This is a genomic window from Streptomyces sp. SLBN-31, assembly GCF_006715395.1.
Lineage (GTDB): Bacteria > Actinomycetota > Actinomycetes > Streptomycetales > Streptomycetaceae > Streptomyces.
On record NZ_VFNC01000001.1, the window covers coordinates 3,061,608 to 3,079,698 of the forward strand.

At 73.7% G+C, this 18,091-nt stretch carries 14 protein-coding genes and 1 pseudogene; 5 read left to right on the forward strand and 10 right to left on the reverse strand.

The features are described from left to right. Positions 1-20 precede the first annotated feature (20 nt). Positions 21-2,798 carry a hypothetical protein gene (locus tag FBY22_RS14130; protein WP_142145622.1) on the reverse strand — a complete coding sequence of 926 codons (2,778 nt, stop codon included), beginning with the start codon at positions 2,796-2,798 and terminating at the stop codon, positions 21-23. A 187-nt stretch (positions 2,799-2,985) separates the two neighbouring features. On the opposite strand from FBY22_RS14130, the pseudogene FBY22_RS45730 reads away from it, so the two are divergent. The 3 genes and pseudogenes from FBY22_RS45730 to paaI all read left to right on the forward strand — a co-directional run. Further along, a pseudogene (locus FBY22_RS45730) lies at positions 2,986-3,573 on the forward strand (Gfo/Idh/MocA family protein); the annotation flags it as partial. A gap of 49 nt (positions 3,574-3,622) precedes the next feature. Continuing rightward, the gene (locus FBY22_RS45735; RefSeq protein ID WP_313905395.1) at positions 3,623-4,324 is read left to right on the forward strand and encodes a Gfo/Idh/MocA family oxidoreductase; all 702 of its coding nucleotides are present in this window, start codon (positions 3,623-3,625) and stop codon (positions 4,322-4,324) included. Next, positions 4,321-4,740 carry a hydroxyphenylacetyl-CoA thioesterase PaaI gene (paaI, locus tag FBY22_RS14140; RefSeq protein WP_142145624.1) on the forward strand — a complete coding sequence of 140 codons (420 nt, stop codon included), beginning with the start codon at positions 4,321-4,323 and terminating at the stop codon, positions 4,738-4,740. The genes FBY22_RS45735 and paaI overlap by 4 nt, the downstream gene beginning before the upstream one ends. A 6-nt stretch (positions 4,741-4,746) precedes the next feature. On the opposite strand, the gene FBY22_RS14145 is transcribed toward paaI, so the two are convergent. Both FBY22_RS14145 and FBY22_RS14150 read right to left on the reverse strand, forming a co-directional pair. Next, positions 4,747-5,160: a Zn-ribbon domain-containing OB-fold protein gene (locus tag FBY22_RS14145; RefSeq protein WP_142147612.1), complete on the reverse strand. Its 414-nt coding sequence runs from the start codon at positions 5,158-5,160 to the stop codon at positions 4,747-4,749. Between the two features lie 132 nt (positions 5,161-5,292). Continuing rightward, the gene (locus tag FBY22_RS14150; protein WP_142147613.1) at positions 5,293-5,958 is read right to left on the reverse strand and encodes a TetR family transcriptional regulator; all 666 of its coding nucleotides are present in this window, start codon (positions 5,956-5,958) and stop codon (positions 5,293-5,295) included. 217 nt (positions 5,959-6,175) lie between these two features. On the opposite strand from FBY22_RS14150, the gene FBY22_RS14155 reads away from it, so the two are divergent. Further along, positions 6,176-6,835: a peptidoglycan-binding protein gene (locus FBY22_RS14155; protein WP_174267141.1), complete on the forward strand. Its 660-nt coding sequence runs from the start codon at positions 6,176-6,178 to the stop codon at positions 6,833-6,835. A gap of 36 nt (positions 6,836-6,871) precedes the next feature. Here the strand turns inward: FBY22_RS14155 and FBY22_RS14160 are convergent, their stop codons facing one another. The 7 genes from FBY22_RS14160 to FBY22_RS14190 form a co-directional block, all read right to left on the reverse strand. Next, complete coding sequence (locus FBY22_RS14160; protein ID WP_260844832.1) at positions 6,872-9,298, reverse strand: SpoIIE family protein phosphatase; 2,427 nt, start codon at positions 9,296-9,298, stop codon at positions 6,872-6,874. A gap of 116 nt (positions 9,299-9,414) precedes the next feature. Continuing rightward, positions 9,415-9,981: an antibiotic biosynthesis monooxygenase gene (locus FBY22_RS14165; RefSeq protein WP_142145626.1), complete on the reverse strand. Its 567-nt coding sequence runs from the start codon at positions 9,979-9,981 to the stop codon at positions 9,415-9,417. Between the two features lie 56 nt (positions 9,982-10,037). Next, positions 10,038-10,412, reverse strand: a complete 375-nt coding sequence (locus tag FBY22_RS14170; protein ID WP_142145628.1) for a hypothetical protein — start codon at positions 10,410-10,412, stop codon at positions 10,038-10,040. A gap of 317 nt (positions 10,413-10,729) precedes the next feature. Continuing rightward, positions 10,730-11,653, reverse strand: coding sequence for a MurR/RpiR family transcriptional regulator (locus FBY22_RS14175; RefSeq protein ID WP_174267142.1), 924 nt, complete (start codon positions 11,651-11,653; stop codon positions 10,730-10,732). A gap of 124 nt (positions 11,654-11,777) precedes the next feature. Further along, on the reverse strand, positions 11,778-13,466 hold the full coding sequence (locus tag FBY22_RS14180; protein ID WP_142145632.1) for a phospholipid carrier-dependent glycosyltransferase: 1,689 nt from the start codon (positions 13,464-13,466) through the stop codon (positions 11,778-11,780). Between the two features lie 94 nt (positions 13,467-13,560). After that, the gene (locus tag FBY22_RS14185; protein ID WP_142145634.1) at positions 13,561-15,489 is read right to left on the reverse strand and encodes a phosphatase PAP2 family protein; all 1,929 of its coding nucleotides are present in this window, start codon (positions 15,487-15,489) and stop codon (positions 13,561-13,563) included. Positions 15,490-15,737: 248 nt separating this feature from the next. After that, entirely contained in the window at positions 15,738-16,637 is a 900-nt protein-coding gene (locus FBY22_RS14190; protein WP_142145636.1) for an N-acetylglucosamine kinase, read from the reverse strand. 310 nt (positions 16,638-16,947) lie between these two features. On the opposite strand from FBY22_RS14190, the gene FBY22_RS14195 reads away from it, so the two are divergent. Further along, on the forward strand, positions 16,948-18,081 hold the full coding sequence (locus FBY22_RS14195; protein WP_260844833.1) for an ROK family transcriptional regulator: 1,134 nt from the start codon (positions 16,948-16,950) through the stop codon (positions 18,079-18,081). The last annotated feature ends 10 nt before the right edge of the window (positions 18,082-18,091 follow it).

Sequence of the window (18,091 nt, forward strand, 5' to 3'; positions counted from 1 at the left end):
TCACGCCGACGGATCCGGGTCTACGACGCGTCGAGCACCGTGCCCGCGAGCACCGGACCGCCGGGCCGCGGGTCGCCGTTGTCGTCGGCGAGCTGGAAGCGCACCGACTCGGCGGGCTCCGCCACCCGGTCCTTGACCGTGGGCAGCTCCAGCTGCGCGGTCAGCTGTCCGGCGGGGACGCCGGCCGCCAGGGCCAGGTACCTGATCGAGGACAGCGGGCGCTCGGGATCGGGCTCCTCACCGGAGACGTCCCCCAGCCAGTGCGGGTCGACGTCCTTGGTGGACAGCTCCGGGCCGTCGGTCACGGGCGTGACGACGAAGAACTCCGCGAGGTCCACGTCCGCCGCCGCCGACAGGGACACCTTCCACTTCAGCGCGGCGCCCTCGGTGACCCGGTCCGCGACCGGGGTCACGGAGAGCGTGGGCATCGGGTCGTCGTTCTGCGCGGTGACCCCGCCCCGGTACGAGCCGACGACGGCACCGTGCACGGCCTTGACCAGCACGTCGTTCTGCACGTCGTAGCCGTAGCGCTTGTTGCCCTTCACCTGGACGGGCACGTCGATGTCGTGGCCGCCGGGGTGCACCGTCACCAGGTGCTGCTTCGCCCTGCCGGTGACCGGGTCGAGGACGTACACCCGCACCTGGCCGCTGCCCTGCCCGGCCACCCGTACCGGCACCCGGTAGGTGCGCACGCCCGAGTCGCCCTCCTTGACCGTCGTCCGGCCGACGTCGACGCGCGGCAGGGCGGCCTCCCGCACCTCGGGGGTGCCCGGGCGCCAGCCCCAGGCGTCCATCAGCCAGGCCTTGCCCCTGGTCGAACGGGGCGTCAGATCCAGGGACTTGACGTGCCCCAGGTCCACACCCGCGCGAGTCGCTGCGGTCAGCGGCACGCGGACCTCGCGCGCCCAGTAGGACGCGGTCTGTTCGGTGCCCGGCAGCCCGTCGACGCGGACGCGGCCCAGCACGGCCCGCCTGCCGTGGGTGTCGTTTACGGACACGTCCAGGCTCGTGCCGGTGGAGTTCGGCGGCACGATCAGCCGCAGCGCGAGGTCCTTGGCACCTTTGAGCCCGGCCGGCGTGCCGGGTCGCACCCGTACCGCCGATCCGGGCGCCGACCAGTTCAGCGCGACCGCGCGGCGGCCGACCTCGCGGTCCGCCTCCCACTGCGCGAAGTGCGGCGAGACGCCCTTCGCGCCGCTGCCGAGGCAGGCCACGTGCGTGTCCGGGTCCACGGCCGAGCACAGCCGTCCGCCGGTCACCGACATCTTGCCGTCCGGCAGGAAGCCGCCGGCGCGGTCGGCGCCGACCGCGTGGGTGAGCACCCGCGCCGGGTCGGCCGACGGCGCCCGCCGGCCCGTGCCGTCGAGCAGCGGCCGCACCCGGTCGTCACCGGCGACGAACAGCCGGGCCGCCGCGGCGATGTACACGCTGCCGGCCTTGTGCTGCCGGTCGGCGGTCAGCCGGGTCGCGGTCCCCGGAGCGCACACCCGGTCCGGGTGCTGGGGGTCGGTGTAGAAGTCGTCCTCCGAGGGGGCCTCGGACTGCCCCGGAGTCCACTCGGAGTTGAAGAAGTTGTGGTCGGCGCCGACCACGTACACCGCGCTGTGCAGCGCCTTGCCACGGCTGACGCCCCGGGTGCCGTCGACGTAGACCTCGCCCTGGAGGTCGGAGACGTCGCCGTCGCAGCCCGGCAGGATCGTCGCCGACGGCACGTCCGCGACCGGATTCTGGCCGAAGATCGTCGGTCCGATCAGCACGGTGCCCCGGATGTGCCAGCGGACCGGGCCGCGGTAGCCGTCCTGCGCGGCGGGCGGTGGGTACAGGCTGTCCATCGCCGCCCGGTTGACGCCCTCGCCGCCGCGCGAGTGGCCGACGAGCAGAATCCGGGACAGATCGGTCTTCGGCGCCCGGCGCACGGCCGCGGGGGCCGTCTCGGGGTGGGCGGCCCAGTCGGCCCAGCGGGCCAGGTGCTGCCGGATGAGGGAGGAGCGGGCCTGCGCCCCGCCGTCCTCGGCGGCCCAGTCCTGGCCGTTGACGCCGTTGGCGGAGATCGAGACGGTCACATAGCCCTGCGAGGCGAGCAGGCGCTGGTCGCGCAGATAGCCGCGGTAGCTGGGAATCGTTTTCGTGCCCGCCGGGCAGGGCCAGTCGCCGGTGACGTCGTCGCCCTTGTAGCAGGTCGAGTGGCGCCCGTGCAGGAACAGGGCGAGCGGCCGGTTGCCGGTGGCGCCCTCGGGCGCGACCACCACGGCCTTCATCTCGACGGGCTGGGGGAAGTCGGGCAGCTTGACCGGGTCGAGGTCGTACTCGCCGGTCGCCGTGCGGTACTGGCCCGGCTTGCCGGGGTCCACGGAGTTCGCCGGAAGCGGTGTGGGCGGCTGCGAGGCCGCCGCCTCGCGCCGGGCCCGTGGAGTCTTCGTACGGCCCGCGGAGTCCAGCTCGCGCCCGCCGGCGCGGACTTCGAGGGTCTTCAACTCGCCTGTGGAACGCAGGTGTTCGAGGTGCAGACGGAAGGTGCGGCCGTCCTTCGCGGCCGTCGGGTGGCCGAGCAGGCGGTCGCCCGCGTAGAAGTCGACGCGCGCGTCCCCCATGCGCACGGGCGCGGCCGAGCGCCACACCAACTGCCGCTCGCCGCCCCGGCCGGCGATCCGCCAGCCGGGCGGCAGACCGCCGTCGTCTGTCGCCGCCGGGTGCGGTCCGGCAGCGGACGGCGGTGCCGCCTGTGCCAGTCCTGGCGATCCCCCCGCCACCGCGAGCACCACCGCGGCGGTAGCCCATATTCGCCGGGCACGGATCAAGGTGTTCCTCCTCAAGTACCGGTTGCGGGCACCCCGTTGGTCGGGCGGAGCGCCTCGTGCCCCGGAGGACGGGGAGAGGCAGCTGTGGGTTGCCTGTGACCGGTGATGCGACCGGGGTCGGACGGTGCGATCAGGCCAGGGCCGCGTGGCAGGCATGCGCCCGCGTGCTCCGGGACAGGACCCCCCAATGAGCCGAACCCCGTTGCGCGCCGCCGTCGTCGGAACCGGGCACCGTGCCCAGACCTTCACCCGCGGTCTCGCCGCGCGCCCCGGCCACGTGGTCGCCCTGTGCGACCCGAACCCGTCCCGGATGGCCTTCCACAACAGGCTGCTCACCGCCGAGGGGGAGCCCGCCGCCACCACATGGGAGCCCGGCCGTTTCGCCGACCTGCTCGCCGAGGAGGACATCGAGGAGGTCGTCGTGACCACCGTGGACGCCGCCCAAGGCCGTTACGTCGTCCCGGCGTTGAAGGCGGCCTGCCGGGTCGTCACCGAGAAACCGATGACCGTCGACGCCGAGCGGTGCGCACGCATCCTCGACACGGTCCGCGCGACCGGCAACCCCCTCACCGTCGCCTTCAACTACCGCTTCAACCCGGTCACGAGAAGGTGCGCGTCCTGGCGCGGACGGCGCGATCGGTGGGTCCTCTCCGTGCACTTCGAGTGGCTCCTCGACACCCGGCACGGCGCCGACTACTTCCGCCGCCGGCACCGCGGGAAGGCCAACAGCGGCGGCCTGACGGTCCACACGTCGAGTCACCGCTTCGACCTCGTCAACTGGTGGCTCGGGGACGAGCCGCAGGACGTCTTCGGTTACGGGCGGCTTGGCTTCCACGGCCCCGACGCGGGCGAACGGCACGGACCGCGCCGGGACTGCGAGCGCGCCCACGGCGCCCCGCGGGCGGTCGACGACCCCTTCGCCCTGGACCTGGCCGCCGACGGCACCCTGCGCCCTCTACCCCGACGCCGAGCGGCACGACGGGTGCCTGCGCGACCGCGACGTCTTCGGCGGACCCGTCACCATCGAGGACGACATGGCCGTCCTCGTGCGCTACGCCCGCGGGGCGACGATGACGTACCACCTCACCGCCTACTCGCCCTGGGAGGGCTACCGGGTGATGTTCAACGGCAGCGGCGGCCGCCTGGAACCGGAGGTGGAGGAAAGCAGCCGGCAGCGGCCCGGCACCCGGGTCGCCTCGGACAGTGGCGCCCTGCACGGGGACACGGCCGCCGGGCACGCGGGCGGCGCACGGCTCACCCTGCGCCCGCTGTGGAAGCCGCCGGCCGACATCCCGCTCGACGCGAACCACGAGGCGCACGGCGGGGGAGACCGCCGTATGCTCGACGCGCTGTCCGGACCCGTCGACGCGGGCCGGGCGGTGGACCCGGGCGCCGCCGGGCACACGATGGCCACGGAGCGGGACGGCGCCCTCGCCCTGGCCGTGGGGCTCGCGGCCAGCCGGTGTTTCGAGACCGGCAGGCCACTGGCCGTGCGGGACCTGATCCCTGGACTGTGGGAGCGATGACGCGGAAGAAGGACGGCGCGACCGAGGCCGCCCGGCACATGTTCGACGCGGACCGCGCGGCGCGGGGTCTGGGCATCGAGTTGCTGGAGATCGCCGAGGGAAGCGCCGTGCTGCGGATGACGGTGACGGCGGACATGGTCAACGGTCACGGCATCGCCCACGGCGGCTGTGTGTTCCTGCTCGCCGACACCGCGTTCGCCTGCGCCTGCAACAGCCACGGGCCCGTCACGGTCGCTGCAGCCGCCGACATCGACTTCGCGGCGTCCGCGCGCGAGGGGGACGTCCTGACCGCCGAGGCGGTGCAGCGGGTGGGCTTCGGCCGCAGCGGGATCTACGACGTCACCGTACGGCGCGGCGACGAGGTGGTCGCCGAGTTCCGGGGCCGCAGCCGCACCCTGCGGGCCGCGCCGGACTGATCCCGGTCAGGTCCAGGCGCGGAAGGGCTCGTCGACCAGCTGGAACACCGGCTCGCCGCGGACCGGGTCCTTGGCCGTGGACAGCCGCACCCGGTCGCCGCTGTGGATGCCGATCGGCGGGCCCATCACCCGGCCGCGGACCACGAACCCCTCGGCCATCTCGACCAGGGACACGTTGCGGGCGGCGGGGGTGTTGCGGTGCACCGTCGTGGAGTGCCGGACCGTGCCGATGCCCTCGCTGCGCTCCGTCCTGAGGTCGCTGCCCTGGCAGACCGGACACAGCAGCCGGTGGTACATGGCGGTGCCGCACCAGGTGCAGCGCTGGAAGAGGATGGCGTCCGAGTCCCGCGGCGGCGTGTCGAGCACGCCCGCCGCGGAGCCGCCCGCCTGCCGGACAACGCTTCCTGAGTGGTGGTACACGCTGGTCAACTCCCTGCGCTCGGCCGGAATCCCACGTGCGCGGTTCGCCGTGCCACCGTGCACGACCACAATGTATGGCACTGAGTGTCATACGTAAAGGCACTGCGTACCCTCAATCTGGTGGGTGTCCGGTCAGTCCCGTTCGAGGGTGCTCTCGATCTCCCGGACCACCCGCCACATCGGTGCGCCGCGCCGGGAGACGATCACCACCACGTCTTCGGGCTCCTCCTCGCCGTGCGGCGCCCGGGGTCCGGCGAAGGCCTGCTGCACATACCCCAGCGCGTGGTCCAGCGCGGCACTCGCGTCGCCCTCCCCGTCCGAGCGCAGCCAGGACCGCAGTGCGTTGTTGTGCGCCGCCGCCACGGCCGCCGCGACCACATCGGCGCGCAGCGTCCCGTCCGGACGGCCGGCGAGGCGGCCGCGCAGATAGTCCGCGAAGGCCCGCTCGTAGCGCCACACCACCGACAGCTCGTACGCCCGCAGCCCCGGCACCTGCTTGGTCAGCCGGTAGCGCTGCACGGAGAAGGTGGGGTTCTCGGTGTACATCCGCAGCACGATCCGGACCGCGTCGCACACCCGCCGCACCGGCTCGTCGTCGCTGCTCTCGGCGAGGAACGCCGTCATGTCGGCCAGGCACCGCTCGTGGTCGGGGAAGACCACGTCCTCCTTGGACGGGAAGTAGCGGAAGAACGAGCGCCGTCCGACACCGGCCAGCGCCACGATGTCGTCGACGGTCGTCTGCTCGTAGCCGCGCTCCAGGAACAGCTGGAACGCCGCCGCCACCAGGGCGTCCCGCATCGGGGGCTTCGCGGCCGCCGGCTCGGTGTTCATGAACGCGAAAGTAGCACCTCCGGGACACCGGTGGCACTCAGTGCAGGCATAACAGGGAACTGAGTGCTCTACACGGTCCGAGAGGGTGACGACGGCCGGGCACTGAACTCTCGGCGACGCCCCCGCGTATCTCTCCTCGGGGAACGGCGGACAGACCCGCCACGGGAGGGAAGGAGAGCGCACTGTGCCCACGCCGCCGGCCTCCGGGTCACCGCAGGACCAGCCGCCGCTGGAGCCCATCGTCGTACTGCGGCCGCGCCGCACCGACGCCCTGGCCGAACTGTTCCGGGAGATGGAGCAGGGCAATCCCGGCCTGGAGACCGTCGCCATGCCCGACCCGCACTCCTGGGACGAGGGCGAGACGCAGGAACTCCCGCCCGTGCGCACCGGCGACCGCACCCCGCCGCGCGGCGACCGGTTCGGCTTCGGTCCCGGCCTGCGCCGTGCCGCCGTCGGCGTGGCCGTCACCGCGGCCGCCCTCGTCGGCTTCGGCGGCGCGCTCCTGCTGGCCGGCAGGAACGACGACACCGGCGCGCGGACACCCGCACCCTCGGCATCGGCCGAGCCGACCCCGACGGCCACCGCCACGTCCGCCGACGATCCCGACGGGGCGGGCACCCTCCGCGAGGGCGACAGCGGCCCGGCGGTGACCGACCTGCAAGAACGCCTGCTGCGCATCCCCGACGTCTACCGCGACGGCGCCACCGGCGGCGTCTACGACGCCACCCTGCGGGCAGCGGTGGCCCGCTTCCAGCTCTGGTACGGCATCAGGGGCGACGAGACCGGCGTCTACGGCAACGACACCCGGCAGGCACTGGAGTCCCGCACGGCTCCCACCGGCTGACGGCGCGAGGTCGGCGGCCGCTCCGGACGCCGCCGGCTACTCCGGCTCGGCCGGCACCCGGATGTCGAGCATGCAGACGTCGTCGCGCCGTTCGCCCGCCAGCACTTCGGCGAGCAGCGCGCCGAGCCTGCCCGCCTCGTCGGTGTGGTGCGCAAGGACGCCCTCGGCGAGCCGCTTCAGGCCCCGGTCGAGGGTCTCGCCGGGCCGCTCGATCAGACCGTCGGTGTAGAGCAGGACGCGGTCGCCCGGTTCCAGGGCGACCTCCGCCTCCTGGAACCGCGGATCGGTGCTCGCCCCGAGGAGCATGCCGGCGGGACGGTCGAGGAAGCGCACCTCGCCGTCGCGCAGCAGCAGCGGCGGCGGATGGCCGGCCTGGGCCCACAGCAGCCGGCGCCGGGCGCTGTCGTAGCGGGCGAGGACCATGGTCGCCGTGCCGTGCGAGTCCCGGGAGTGCAGCAGCAGCCTGTTGAGCCGGGCCAGCGCGCCGGTCAGCGACGACCCGGTGATGACCATGCCCTTGGCGGTGAAGCGGAGCTGGGCCATGGTGGCCACCGCGTCGATGCCGTGACCGGCGACGTCCCCGACGACGAACAGGGCGCCCCCGTCGGCGAGTTCGATGGCGCTGAACCAGTCGCCGCCCACATGGATGCCCGACTGGGCGGGCAGGTAGGCGACCTCGACCCGCAGCCCGGCCAGCCGGACCGGCCGGGTGGGCAGCGGCAGCAGCGCGTCCTGCAGCCGGCCCGCCAGGGTCCGTTCGGCCAGCAGCACGTCGTGCTGGGTGAGGATGGCCCGCTCGCTCTCGACGAGGGCGAGCTCCGCGCTGCGCTGCGCGGTGAGGTCCTGGATGACGCCGTGCACCTCGACGGGTTTCCCGTGCGAGTCCGGCACCGCCTCGGCGACGGCGCGCAGGTGCCGCAGCCCGGCCGTCGTCCTGATCCGGAAGGGCAGGTCGAACGGCCGCCCGTCACGCAGGAGTCGGGCGATGGCGTGGTCCAGCGCGGAGCGGTCCTCGGGCAGCGCGAGGTCCGGCAGCGCGGTGAGGCCGACCGGTCCGGACTCGGCGTCCCGGCCGAGGAGCACGTAGACGTGCGAGGACCAGGTGACCTCGTGCGTGAGCAGGTTCCAGCTCGCCCAGCCCAGGTTGCCCAGCCGCTGCAGATCCGCGAGGCGCTGTTCCTGCCGGTCCGAGGAGCCGTGCCGCACCCAGGTGAGGACCAGTCCCTCGCCGAGCGGTGCCGCCCGCACCGAGTACGTGGACAGCTCGGCGATCCCGTCCACGATCTCCTGGTGCCCGAACGGCTCGCTCTCGTACGGCTCGCCCGTGGTGAGCGTGCGCCGCAGGCCTCGGCGCAGCGAGGGCTCGGCAGCCAGGGCCGGGCAGCACTCCTGGAACCGGCGGCCGACCAGTTCGTCTCCGGCCCTGCCCACCACGACGCCGGCCTGCGCGGTCGCGGCGGCGACGCGGAGGTCCTCGACCCCTCCCGACGCGTCGGGAGGCGGTGTCAGGAGCATGGCCGCGCCGGGCAAAGCGTCGAACACCGCCTGCACGGACTCCGCGGCGGCGTCGACCGCACCCCCGGGGCGGGTGTCGAACGCGCGCAGCCGCCCTGCGCAGAGGCGGGCCACCGCCAGCAGAAGGTCACGGTACTCCGCCGAGAACGGCCCGCTCCGGGAGCGCAGGATGCCGATGCACACGTCGGTGGCGGAGCCCTGGCGTCCGCCCGCCGCCCCGGGCGCGGGCAGGGGCAGCCAGGCGCGGGTGGGCCAGCGGCTGGGCGGGTCGCCGATCAGCAGATACCGCCGGCGGTCGGTCTCGAAGTCCTCCAGCCAGCGCGGCTCGCGGGCCCGCAGCGCGTCGAGTGCGGCGACCCCGCTCAGTGGGGGGACGTGGTGCCACTGGGTGGCCAGCGTCTCCTCGATGCCCGCGTGCCCGATCAGGTCGAGTCCTCCGGCGGGCAGCCGCGCGTAGATCATGACCGCGTCGGTGTCCGCCCCGGCGAGCTGCTCCAGCAGGCACTGGGCGAGTTCCTGCGGGGTGGCGACCCGGACCAGCTCCCTGCCGAGTGTGGCGAGGGCGGCCGAACTCCCTTCGCCCAGCGCGGGGTTGCGCGACGGCGGGACGGCGGAGACGGGGGCGGCGTCCGGCCGGCTCCCCGCGGGCGGCGGGGTGTCCGCCGGGGCGGCCTGCGGCGCCGCCAGGGTGCCGAGGGTGATCCAGCACTGTTCCAGCAGGGTGCGTCGTCCGGCTTTGGCGCGTCGGCGCAGTTCCTCGTCCGCCGCGTCGGGAGTGCAGCCGGTCAGGGTCATCACCGCGCCCTTGGCCCGCTCCAGGACAGCCGCCATCGCCGCCAGGTCCCGCAGCCTGTCCAGCTCGGCGCGTTGTCTGGCGACGACCTTGGCCAGCGCGACGGTGTCCGGCGCGGCACCGGAATCCGCCGGCGTGGCGGGCTCGCTCGTCACGCGATGAGCATCGCACACAAAGCTCGGCCCGATCACGGTCTTGCCCGCCCGTACTTCACTCGTAAGGGGACAACCCCGGCCATGGCCGTGGACGGGCCCGCTCGCGCACACCGCGATCACTCATCCGGTGGCCGGTACAGCCACAGCCGCAGCAGCCGGCTGAGGCGCGGCATGATGAGGTACGTCAGGACCGGCAGGAGCACCAGCGGGAAGACGGCCGCCCGCAGGAGCAGGGGCCAGCCGGCGGTGCGGGGTGTGACCAGCCACTGGATGAGGAGAGTGAAGGGGTAGGCGCCGAGGAAGGTGGTGAGGACCATCTTCCAGCGGGGCGGGGACCGCACGGTCGTGCCGGGGAGGCTGAACCAGGTCTCCATCCCGCTCGTCGCCTGCCGTTCGCTGCCCACCTCGGTGGCCACGCCGTCGATCCGCCGGTGCCATTCGGCGCGCTCGGCGGACCGGAGCCACCGGGTGAGCCGGTCCGGATCGGACCAGCGCAGTACGGCGTGGAAGCGGTGGCCGTCCTCGGGGCGCAGCCACGAGACGCCCTCGTTGCCCGGGAATCGCCTGGCACAGCGGGTGATGCCCCGGGTCCACTCCTCGAACTCCCGCTCCCGGCCCGGCCGTACCTGCCAGGTGAGGACGGTGGTGACCGGCTCGCCTCGTCGCAGCTGGGTGGTGCTCATGCTCACCACGGGTGCCACGCGCGGCTCGGATCATGCCGCGGGGGCCGGTCCCCGGGTCAGCGGCCGGCCTCCACCAGTGCCCGGGTGACGGCGCGGACGCTGCGCGCGATGTGCTGGAGCTGCATCACTTCCGCCGCGTACAGCTTGATCGTGTGCTCGATGACCGACTCCGGCATGCCGAGGCCGGGGAGATCGGCGCGGGCGGTCTGCAGGGCGGTGCGGGCCACCCGGATCTCCTGCTGGACCTGGATCTGCGCGTGCCGGGCGAGCAGCACGGGGTGCCGGATGAGTGCCGGATAGCTGGCGTAGCGCGCCGGAACCAGCTCGCGCAGCCACTTGGCCGCCGAGCGCTCCCAGTCGTAGGAACCGGGCTGCTTGACCTGGCACGGCCAGTCCGGGCTGAGGCGCGTGGTCGTCAGTTGCATGAGCATCGCTTCCGGGTGTGCGGCGTCGTGAAGGGTGGTCCGACGGGTGCGGGCGGCCCCGGCCTAGGGGATGACCGGGACCGCCACGGGCCTCCTGAGCGGGGCCCGCCCGGACACCACCGGCGCCGACGCGGGTAGGAGACGGCGGCTTCGGATGTCCGGGTGACGCGTGAGAAGTATTTATATATGCCGTCTGCTTTGCAAGACGCATGAAAACATTCATGCGCGAAATGTTGCGAAAGGTCCCTTTGTAATTCCCGACGGCGCGTGGGAGCGGTGTTACCGACGGTTGCGGTCCGGGCGGTTCCGCGGGGAGCGCCCGCTCATTCCCGCAGGAAGAACTGGTGCTGGTCGGAGATCTGCTCGTACTCCTCCAGCCGGGCCTGGGTGCGTTCCGGATCGGCGTCGGTCATCGCCTGCAGCAGCGCGGCGGCGATCACGCCGGGCGCGGCGTAGGAGTCGAAGACCAGCCGGGAGCCCGTGCCGGTGGCGAAGACGACGTCGGCCTCGTCGGCGACCGGGCCGAGCGCCAGATCGGTGACCAGCGCGACCTTGAGCCCGGCACTGCGCGCGACCCGGACCGCCGTGAGCGTCTCCTGGGCGTGCCGGGGCATCGAGAACGCCAGCACCCAGGTGCCGCCCGCCTCGCGGGACTGCAGCAGCGAGTCGTAGGCGACGCTGCCGCCCCGGGTCACCAGCCGTACGTCGGGGTGGATACGGCGGGCGGCGTAGGCGAAGTACTCGGCGAGCGAGACCGAGATACGAAGCCCCAAAACGGTCAGCGGGGTGGACGCGGACAGCTCGCGGCCGATGTCGATGAGCTGGTCCGGGTCGGCGAAGTCGCGCCGCAGGTTCTCCAGGTTCTCGATCTCGGCGTCCACCGCCGCCTGCAGTTCGTTGCTGCCGTTCTCCTCGGTCGCGGCGGGCCCGCCGGCCAGGGTGCCCAGCGCGATCGACTGGAGCTTCTCGCGCAGCGCGGGGTAGCCGCTGAAGCCGACCGCCGCCGCGAAGCGTGTCACCGACGGCTGGCTCACGCCGACGCGTTCCGCGAGATCGGTGATCGACAGGAACGCCGCCTCGGTGATGTGCTCGATCAGGTACTGGGCGATGCGGCGCTGGCCGGGAGAGAGCCGGGGCCGGTCGAAGAGCGTCCTGAGCTGGGATGCCGGGGCGGCCTCCGCTTCGGGAGCGGTTTTGCCCGACGTGATCGAGGATGCCTGGGCGCGTGCCTGCTGCGGCGATGGCACCGGTGCGCCTCCTTTGTCTGCCACAGTGCTTCAACATAGCTCACGCACGGTCGTGACCAGGGCTTGCACAAGGGCAACGGGCCCCCGGCGGACGGACCCTGGCAGTGCCCGCCACAGGCTCGGGTCACCGACGGTAGATCGTGATCGAGTGGCCGACCTCGTCGATCGGGCGACTGCTGTCGATCAGGGTGCGCAGCCGCCCGCGCGCCTTGTCGACCGCCGAGTCCGACACGACGAGCAGTCCGTGCACCTGACGGGGTGCCACCTGCCGCGGATCGGCGGCGTCGATCCCGTAGTACGACGGCACGCCACTGCCCTTGTACACCAGCCAGACCCGCTCGCCCCGGTACCGCTCCCGGAGCCGGTCGGCGAGCCTGCCCAGATCCTGCCCCCAGTCGACGTTGGAGTCGTGCAGCCGCAGATAGGTCTTGTCCGGACCGCCGAACGCCTCGTTGGAGTACGGCAGATAGTAGGGGAACGTCCGCAGCGAGCTGACCGCGACGAACAGCACCAGGACCCCGGTCGCGAGGAACGCCCACCGCCGTCGTACGGCGAGCACACAGCCGGCCGCCACCGCCAGGAACATCGGCACGAAGACGGCGTAGCGGGTCCCGAAGTCCCGCGAGCCGGTCATGGCCGAGGCCAGCAGCGCGGCGGGCGGCACCAGCACATAGGGCGCGGCCGGCCGCAGCCGCCGTACCGCCACCACCGAGGCGGCACCGGCCGCCCACAGCACCAGCATGCCGAGCGGCGTCTTCACCAGCAGCGCGGCCGGCAGGTAGTACCAGCGGGAGCCGGTGTACAGCTGCCCGAACAGGAAGCCCTGCCACGGATACCGCTCCAGCCCGAACTGGACGCGCATCCCGTCCAGATACGACTCCGGGAACGGCAGCAGCCCCACGAGCAGCCCCTTCAGCCCGTGCACGGCGGGCACCCGCTGCCCCGCGGCCGACCATCGCAGCCGCGGATCGACCACCAGGTACGACAGCCATACGACGGCCACTCCGGCCACCGCCAGGACCGCCGCCCCCGCCGCGGCCCGCCGCAGCGCCCGCCGGCGGTCCCCGCGCTCCGCCGCCCACACCGACCAGGCGGCCAGTGCCATCAGTACCGGTACCGCCGGCAGCACGCTCATCTTGGTCGCCAGTCCCGCGCCGAGCGCCAGGCCGCCCAGCGGCACGTACAGCCGGGGGCGTCGCCGGGCCCGCCACAGCAGCCAGGCGGACGTCAGCACGAACCCCGCGGCCGGTACGTCCAGCGTCGCCAGCGAACCGTGCGCGATGACGTCGGGGGAGAGGGCGTACAGGGCCAGGGCCACCGAACCGGCCGCGGCGCCCGCCAGTTCACGGGCGAAGGCGAACACCACCAGCCCGAAAAGCAGGGTCAGCACGATCATCGGCAGCCGGGCCCAGAACATCAGCCGCCAGGGGTCGTTGCCGGACTCGTACAGCAGATGGCGCGCGTACTGCGTCTGGTCGCCCCGGTAGGCGGTGTCGACGTGCGGATCGGCGACCGCCACTCCGGCGGCGACGATCAGCTTGCCCAGCGGCGGATGCTCCGGGTTGAGCCGGACGCGGTGCTCGTGCAGGTAGTCGGCGGCCGTGGCGACGTAGATCGGCTCGTCGATCGTCGGTGTCTGCTGCACGGCGGCGGTGACCATCGCGGCCGCCATCTGCCCGAGCAGGACCACCACCAGCAGGGGCACCAGCCACCGTCGGGGCCGGCGGGCGGCAGGGGTCGTCCGCGGCGGGTGCCGCTCCTCGTCGTCGCGTGGGCCCGGTGCGAGGACCGAGTGCTGTTCGTGCGCCATCATCCGCCCCGCGGTGACACCGGCCGCGAGAGGGCGGGAGCGATCCGGGGTCCTGTCATGGACCCCACTTTCGCACCGTCTCCCGCCCCCTGGGATGTCACCGCTTCAGGAGTCGTACCGACAGACCTTCCGCCGTGTAGACGGGTACGGCCCGCAGACCCTCGGAGTTCAGCTCCACGCGGTCGAATCGGCCGCTCAGCCGGGGCGCGCACAGCACGCGCACCGTGTCGCCCGCGACCGGCGGCCGGTCGGCGTCGAGCACCAGCGACAGCACACCGCCCGCGCCCAGCAGCGCCCGGCGCGTCACCTCAAGGGCGGGCTCGTGGCCCGAGCGCAGCGTCAGCTCCAGCGTGGCGGACTCCTGGGAGTACGTGCCGTGCACCTGCACCGGCCGCGGCACCCGCAGCGTGCCGCCGGACACCCGCACATCGCCGTGCCCGAGCGCGTGGGACGAGGCGGCGACCAGCACGCCGTCCCGCACCACGGTGCCGCCGGTGTACTTGTTGTGGCCGGTCAGAGTGAGTGTGCCGCTGCCCAGCTTGGTGAGTCCGCCGTCGCCGTCGATGTCGTTGCGCCAGCTGTCGGCCGCGCCGAAGCCGCCCGCCGCCGCGTCCAGCGTGACGGTCACGTCGGAGTCGAAGGCGCCGTAGCCGTCCGCCGCGGTGAACAGGTCGAGTCGGCCCCACTGCTCGAAGCCGTCCAGCAGGACGTACCCCGACGGCAGCGCGGTGGTCCTCAGCACCTCGCGCCGCTGTTCGGCGCTCAGGTACGGCAGCCGTGTCTCCAGCAGCACCTCGGCGCCCTTGGGCACGGTCAGCGGTGTGCCACGGCCCTGCCGGGTCAGCACGTACGTCAGCCGGGGCCGCACCGCGCGGGCGTTGGCGTCCCGGTCGCCGTAGGCGTCTCCGGCGCCGGGGTGCGCGTAGGCGAACAGGGAGTCGGCGGTGGTGCCCGTCTGCCCGGTGAAGTAGGCCAGTGCCTGGGCGCGGGCGGCTGCCTTGAGGCCGGCGTTCGCCGGGTCGGCCAGGGTGGCGGCGGCCAGGGCGGTGGCCATGATGCGGCCGCCCATCACGTCGACCGTGGAGTGCATGCCGGCCATGATCCGGGTGTGGCTGAGCTCGAAGGCGCGGGTGACCAGCTCCTGGAAGCGCTCCGGCACGGCGTAGGCGTAGGCGAGGCCCGCCAGGTGGAAGGCGTTGGTGTGGCCGCTGGGGAAGCCGCCGTCGTCCGTGGGAGAGGTGCTGCGCTGGCGCAGCAGCTGGGGCGCGACGACCACCTCGGAGTCGTATACGGGGTAGCCGAGCGCGTCCGTCGCGCCGGTGTCGACGACCTCGCTGTCCTCGTTCATCCGCCACGGGCGCGGGTACTGGTAGGCGTACTTGGACGGGTTGCCCGACGCCCAGTTGCCGCACACCGTGTCGACCAGTTCGGCCACCTTGCCGAGCGCGGAGTCGTGCGAGCCGGCGCCGAGCGCGGAGCCGGCCGGGGCACCGGCGGGCACGGCGTCGTCGATCTTGGTCGGAGGGGTGCCGTCGGGAGCGCTGGTGATCGAGGTGACCGCCTTGGCGCCCGCCTTGTAGAGGTCGGACAGCGGGCCCAGGCCCGCGATCATCGCGTAGCTCTGGTGCTGGCGGTCGTAGAGGAAGGCCTCCTTCGCCTGCGCGTCCGTCCGGGCGCCGGTGAGGCGGGCGCAGTAGCGCATGTTGGCGCGCAGCACCTCGGGCATGAGCGGCGTGCCGGTGTTCCAGGCGCCGCCCGTCTTCCATGTCCGCGCGAACCCGCCGAGGACCCGAACGACCGCGTTGGTCTCCGGGGTCAGGTTCGCCATGACGTTGGTCTTGTAGTCGTCGACGAACGCGGCGGCGGAGCCGGCGGCCTTGGCGTCGGCGGCGCCCAGCCAGGAGACGAACGTGGGCGCGGCCAGGACACCGGCCGAGGCGCCCAGGGAGGTCTTGAGGAAACCCCTTCTGCCGACGGAGGGTCGGCCGTTCGACGAAGGGGAGCGGTGCCCGGCGGATGACGGCATGCGTGTGCCTCTCTTGAGTTCTTCGGCCCTGCGGCCGGGGGAGATCGTGCGATCAGAGGTGTTCGGTGGGGCGCGGGGATGTGCGAATCCGGTGCGTCCCGTGAAGCTTTGAGCGAAGATCTACGGCCGTGTCCTGGCCCACCGGGGGGTGCCCGGCGGCCGAGACGTGTCGTGCGGGTGAACGGAGCGGGCCGGACGAGGCCCGCTGCGGCTGTGCGGCGGAGCTCCGGCGAGGGCCGAGGCGCCCCTCACAGCAGCGAACGCGCCAGCGCCACCGCGCCCTCGACCGGCGGCACCCGCAGCGGCTGCGGGCGGACTCCGGGCAGGGAGGCGGCGAGCGACGAGGCGAACGCGTCGTACAGGGCGGGCTGGTTCAGGATCGTGCCGCCGGCGACCACGACGTCGTCCACCGGGAGCCCGCGGGCCGCGAGCCGTTCCACGAGTGCGGCGAGCGAGCGCCCGGCCTCCGCGATCACGGCGCGGGCGACGCGGGAGCCCGCCTCGGCGGCCGCGAACACCACCGGGGCGTGCCGGCCCCATTCCGCGGAGACGTCCCGGGCACCCTCCAACGCGGCCCCGAGCGCGGGCACTTCGCCGACGCCGAACGCGGCGACGAGACGGAGGGCGAGGTCGTCGGGTTCCTCGCCCCGGTCGTGGGCGGCCCAAACCGCGCGCGCCGCCTCGCGGACGAGCCCGGCCGCGCCGCCCTCGTCGCCGAGGACCGCGCCCCAGCCGCCGACCTGGACGGGGGTGCCGTCGGCCAGTCGGCCCACGGCGACGGAGCCGGTGCCGGCCACCAGGCCGACGGCCTTGTCCAGTCCGGCCGCGGGTACGAGGAGTTCGGCGTCGCCCACGACCAACGCGGGCGCGTCGAAGTGCAGTTGCAGTGCGGTGCGGATCTGCTCGCACTGGCGTGGGGTCTCGCAGGCGTGCCCGCCGACGGCCAGCGCGGACGGGCGGGTGCGCGCGGGGAGGGCCTCGGCGACCAGCGCGGCCAGCCAGCCGGCCGCGGCCACGGGGTCGTGCGGCCGCCAGCCACTGCTGGACCGGACGTGATCGGCCACGGGGTCGTGCCCCGCCAGGGCGCGGAGGTGGGTCTTGGTGCCACCCACGTCGATGCCGACCACGAGAGGCGTGAAGTCCTGCACGGAACCTCTTTCGTCGTTGCGCTGTGCTGCGACGGCGGGCGAACCGTGCCTGGTCAGAAGCAGGTTGAAGCACTCGCGAAGCCCCGGGACGGGCCTCTGGACGGAACACGGCAGGCGAGTACCGTGAAGTTCGTTAGGAAGTTAACTAACGAAGTACAGTGCGTCAAGAGGCTTCGCGCACCCGACCGACCGAGCTGCCCCGCGGACGGGGGCGGTACCGCGTGACGCCGGGCATCCCATCGCCGAGTCCCCCGCGGTCAGTACGACGGGGGAGCGGCCCGTGACCTGCGGGAGAACTGTGGAACACGACGTGGTGCGAGCCCCGCGCCTGACCGAGAGCGCCGGCGCGGTGTTCGCCGTGCTGGCCCGGGCGGGCAGCGCGACCCGGCCGCAGCTCGCGAGCCTGGCGGGCCTGTCCAAGCCGACGGTGTCCTCCGCCGTCGCGGAACTGGAGAACGCCGGGCTCGCAGCCCACTCCGGCACGGCGTCCAGCGGCACCGGCCGCAGCGCCGCCGTCTACCGGCTGGGCCCGGCCGCCGGCGCCGTCCTCGCCGTCGACCTCGGCCCCGCGCTCACGCGGGTGCGCGGCTGCGCCCTGGACGGCACCCTGCTCGCCGAGGCCACCGAGTCCCGGGAAGAGGCCGCCGAGGCCGTCCGGGAGGCCCTGGACGCGCTGCCCGCGGGCGCCCCGCTGCGCGCCATCGTGGTCGCCGTCGGTGACGTCACCGCGCGCGACGGCGAGGGCGCGGGCGTGCGGCCGGCCACCGCCAAGGCCGGGCCCGTCTTCGACGCGGTGACCGTCGCACTGCCGCCCGGGGTGCCCGTCCACCTCGAGAACAACGTCAACTGCGCGGCGCTCGCCGAGTTGCACGAGGGCGCCGCGCACGGCCGCGAGACCTTCGGCTACCTGCGGATCGGCGTCGGTATCGGTCTCGGTGTCGTCATCGGCGGCCAGGTGCTGCGCGGGGCCAACGGCGCCGCGGGCGAGGTCGCCCGGCTGCCCTACCCCTGGGACGACGGCCGCGAGCCGCGGCACGAGGCCCTGGAGGAGCACGTCGGCGCCCGCTCGTTGCTGCGCCGGGCCGCACAGACCTGGCGCGAGGAGGACGGTCCGTGCCCGCGCACCACGGAGGAGCTGTTCTCCCTCGCCGGCGAGGGCCGGCCCGCGGCCCGTGCGGTGGTGGGCCGGCACGCCGCGGACATAGGCCGGCTCGCCGCCGCCGTGACCGCCGTACTGGACCCGGGGCTCATCGTGCTCGGTGGCAGCACAGGCGCGTATCCGCAGCTCCTGCCGGGTGTGCGGGCCGAGCTGGAGCGGCTGAGCTGGCCCACCGAGGTGGTCAGCAGCACGCTGGGCGATCTGGGCACCGTCGTGGGTGCCGCCCGGCTCGCGGTGGCCCGTGGAGTCCAAACCGTGACCGAGGCCGCGCATGCGAAGGATTGACGGCTTCCGA

Excerpts from the sequence above, each read along its gene's own strand:
- FBY22_RS14165 (WP_142145626.1), bottom strand. The coding sequence starts at position 9,981 with ATGAGCACCACCCAGCTGCGACGAGGCGAGCCGGTCACCACCGTCCTC.
- FBY22_RS14170 (WP_142145628.1), bottom strand. The coding sequence starts at position 10,412 with ATGCTCATGCAACTGACGACCACGCGCCTCAGCCCGGACTGGCCGTGC.
- FBY22_RS14150 (WP_142147613.1), bottom strand. The coding sequence starts at position 5,958 with ATGCGGGACGCCCTGGTGGCGGCGGCGTTCCAGCTGTTCCTGGAGCGC.
- FBY22_RS14180 (WP_142145632.1), bottom strand. The coding sequence starts at position 13,466 with ATGATGGCGCACGAACAGCACTCGGTCCTCGCACCGGGCCCACGCGAC.
- FBY22_RS14185 (WP_142145634.1), bottom strand. The coding sequence starts at position 15,489 with ATGCCGTCATCCGCCGGGCACCGCTCCCCTTCGTCGAACGGCCGACCC.
- paaI (WP_142145624.1), top strand. The coding sequence starts at position 4,321 with ATGACGCGGAAGAAGGACGGCGCGACCGAGGCCGCCCGGCACATGTTC.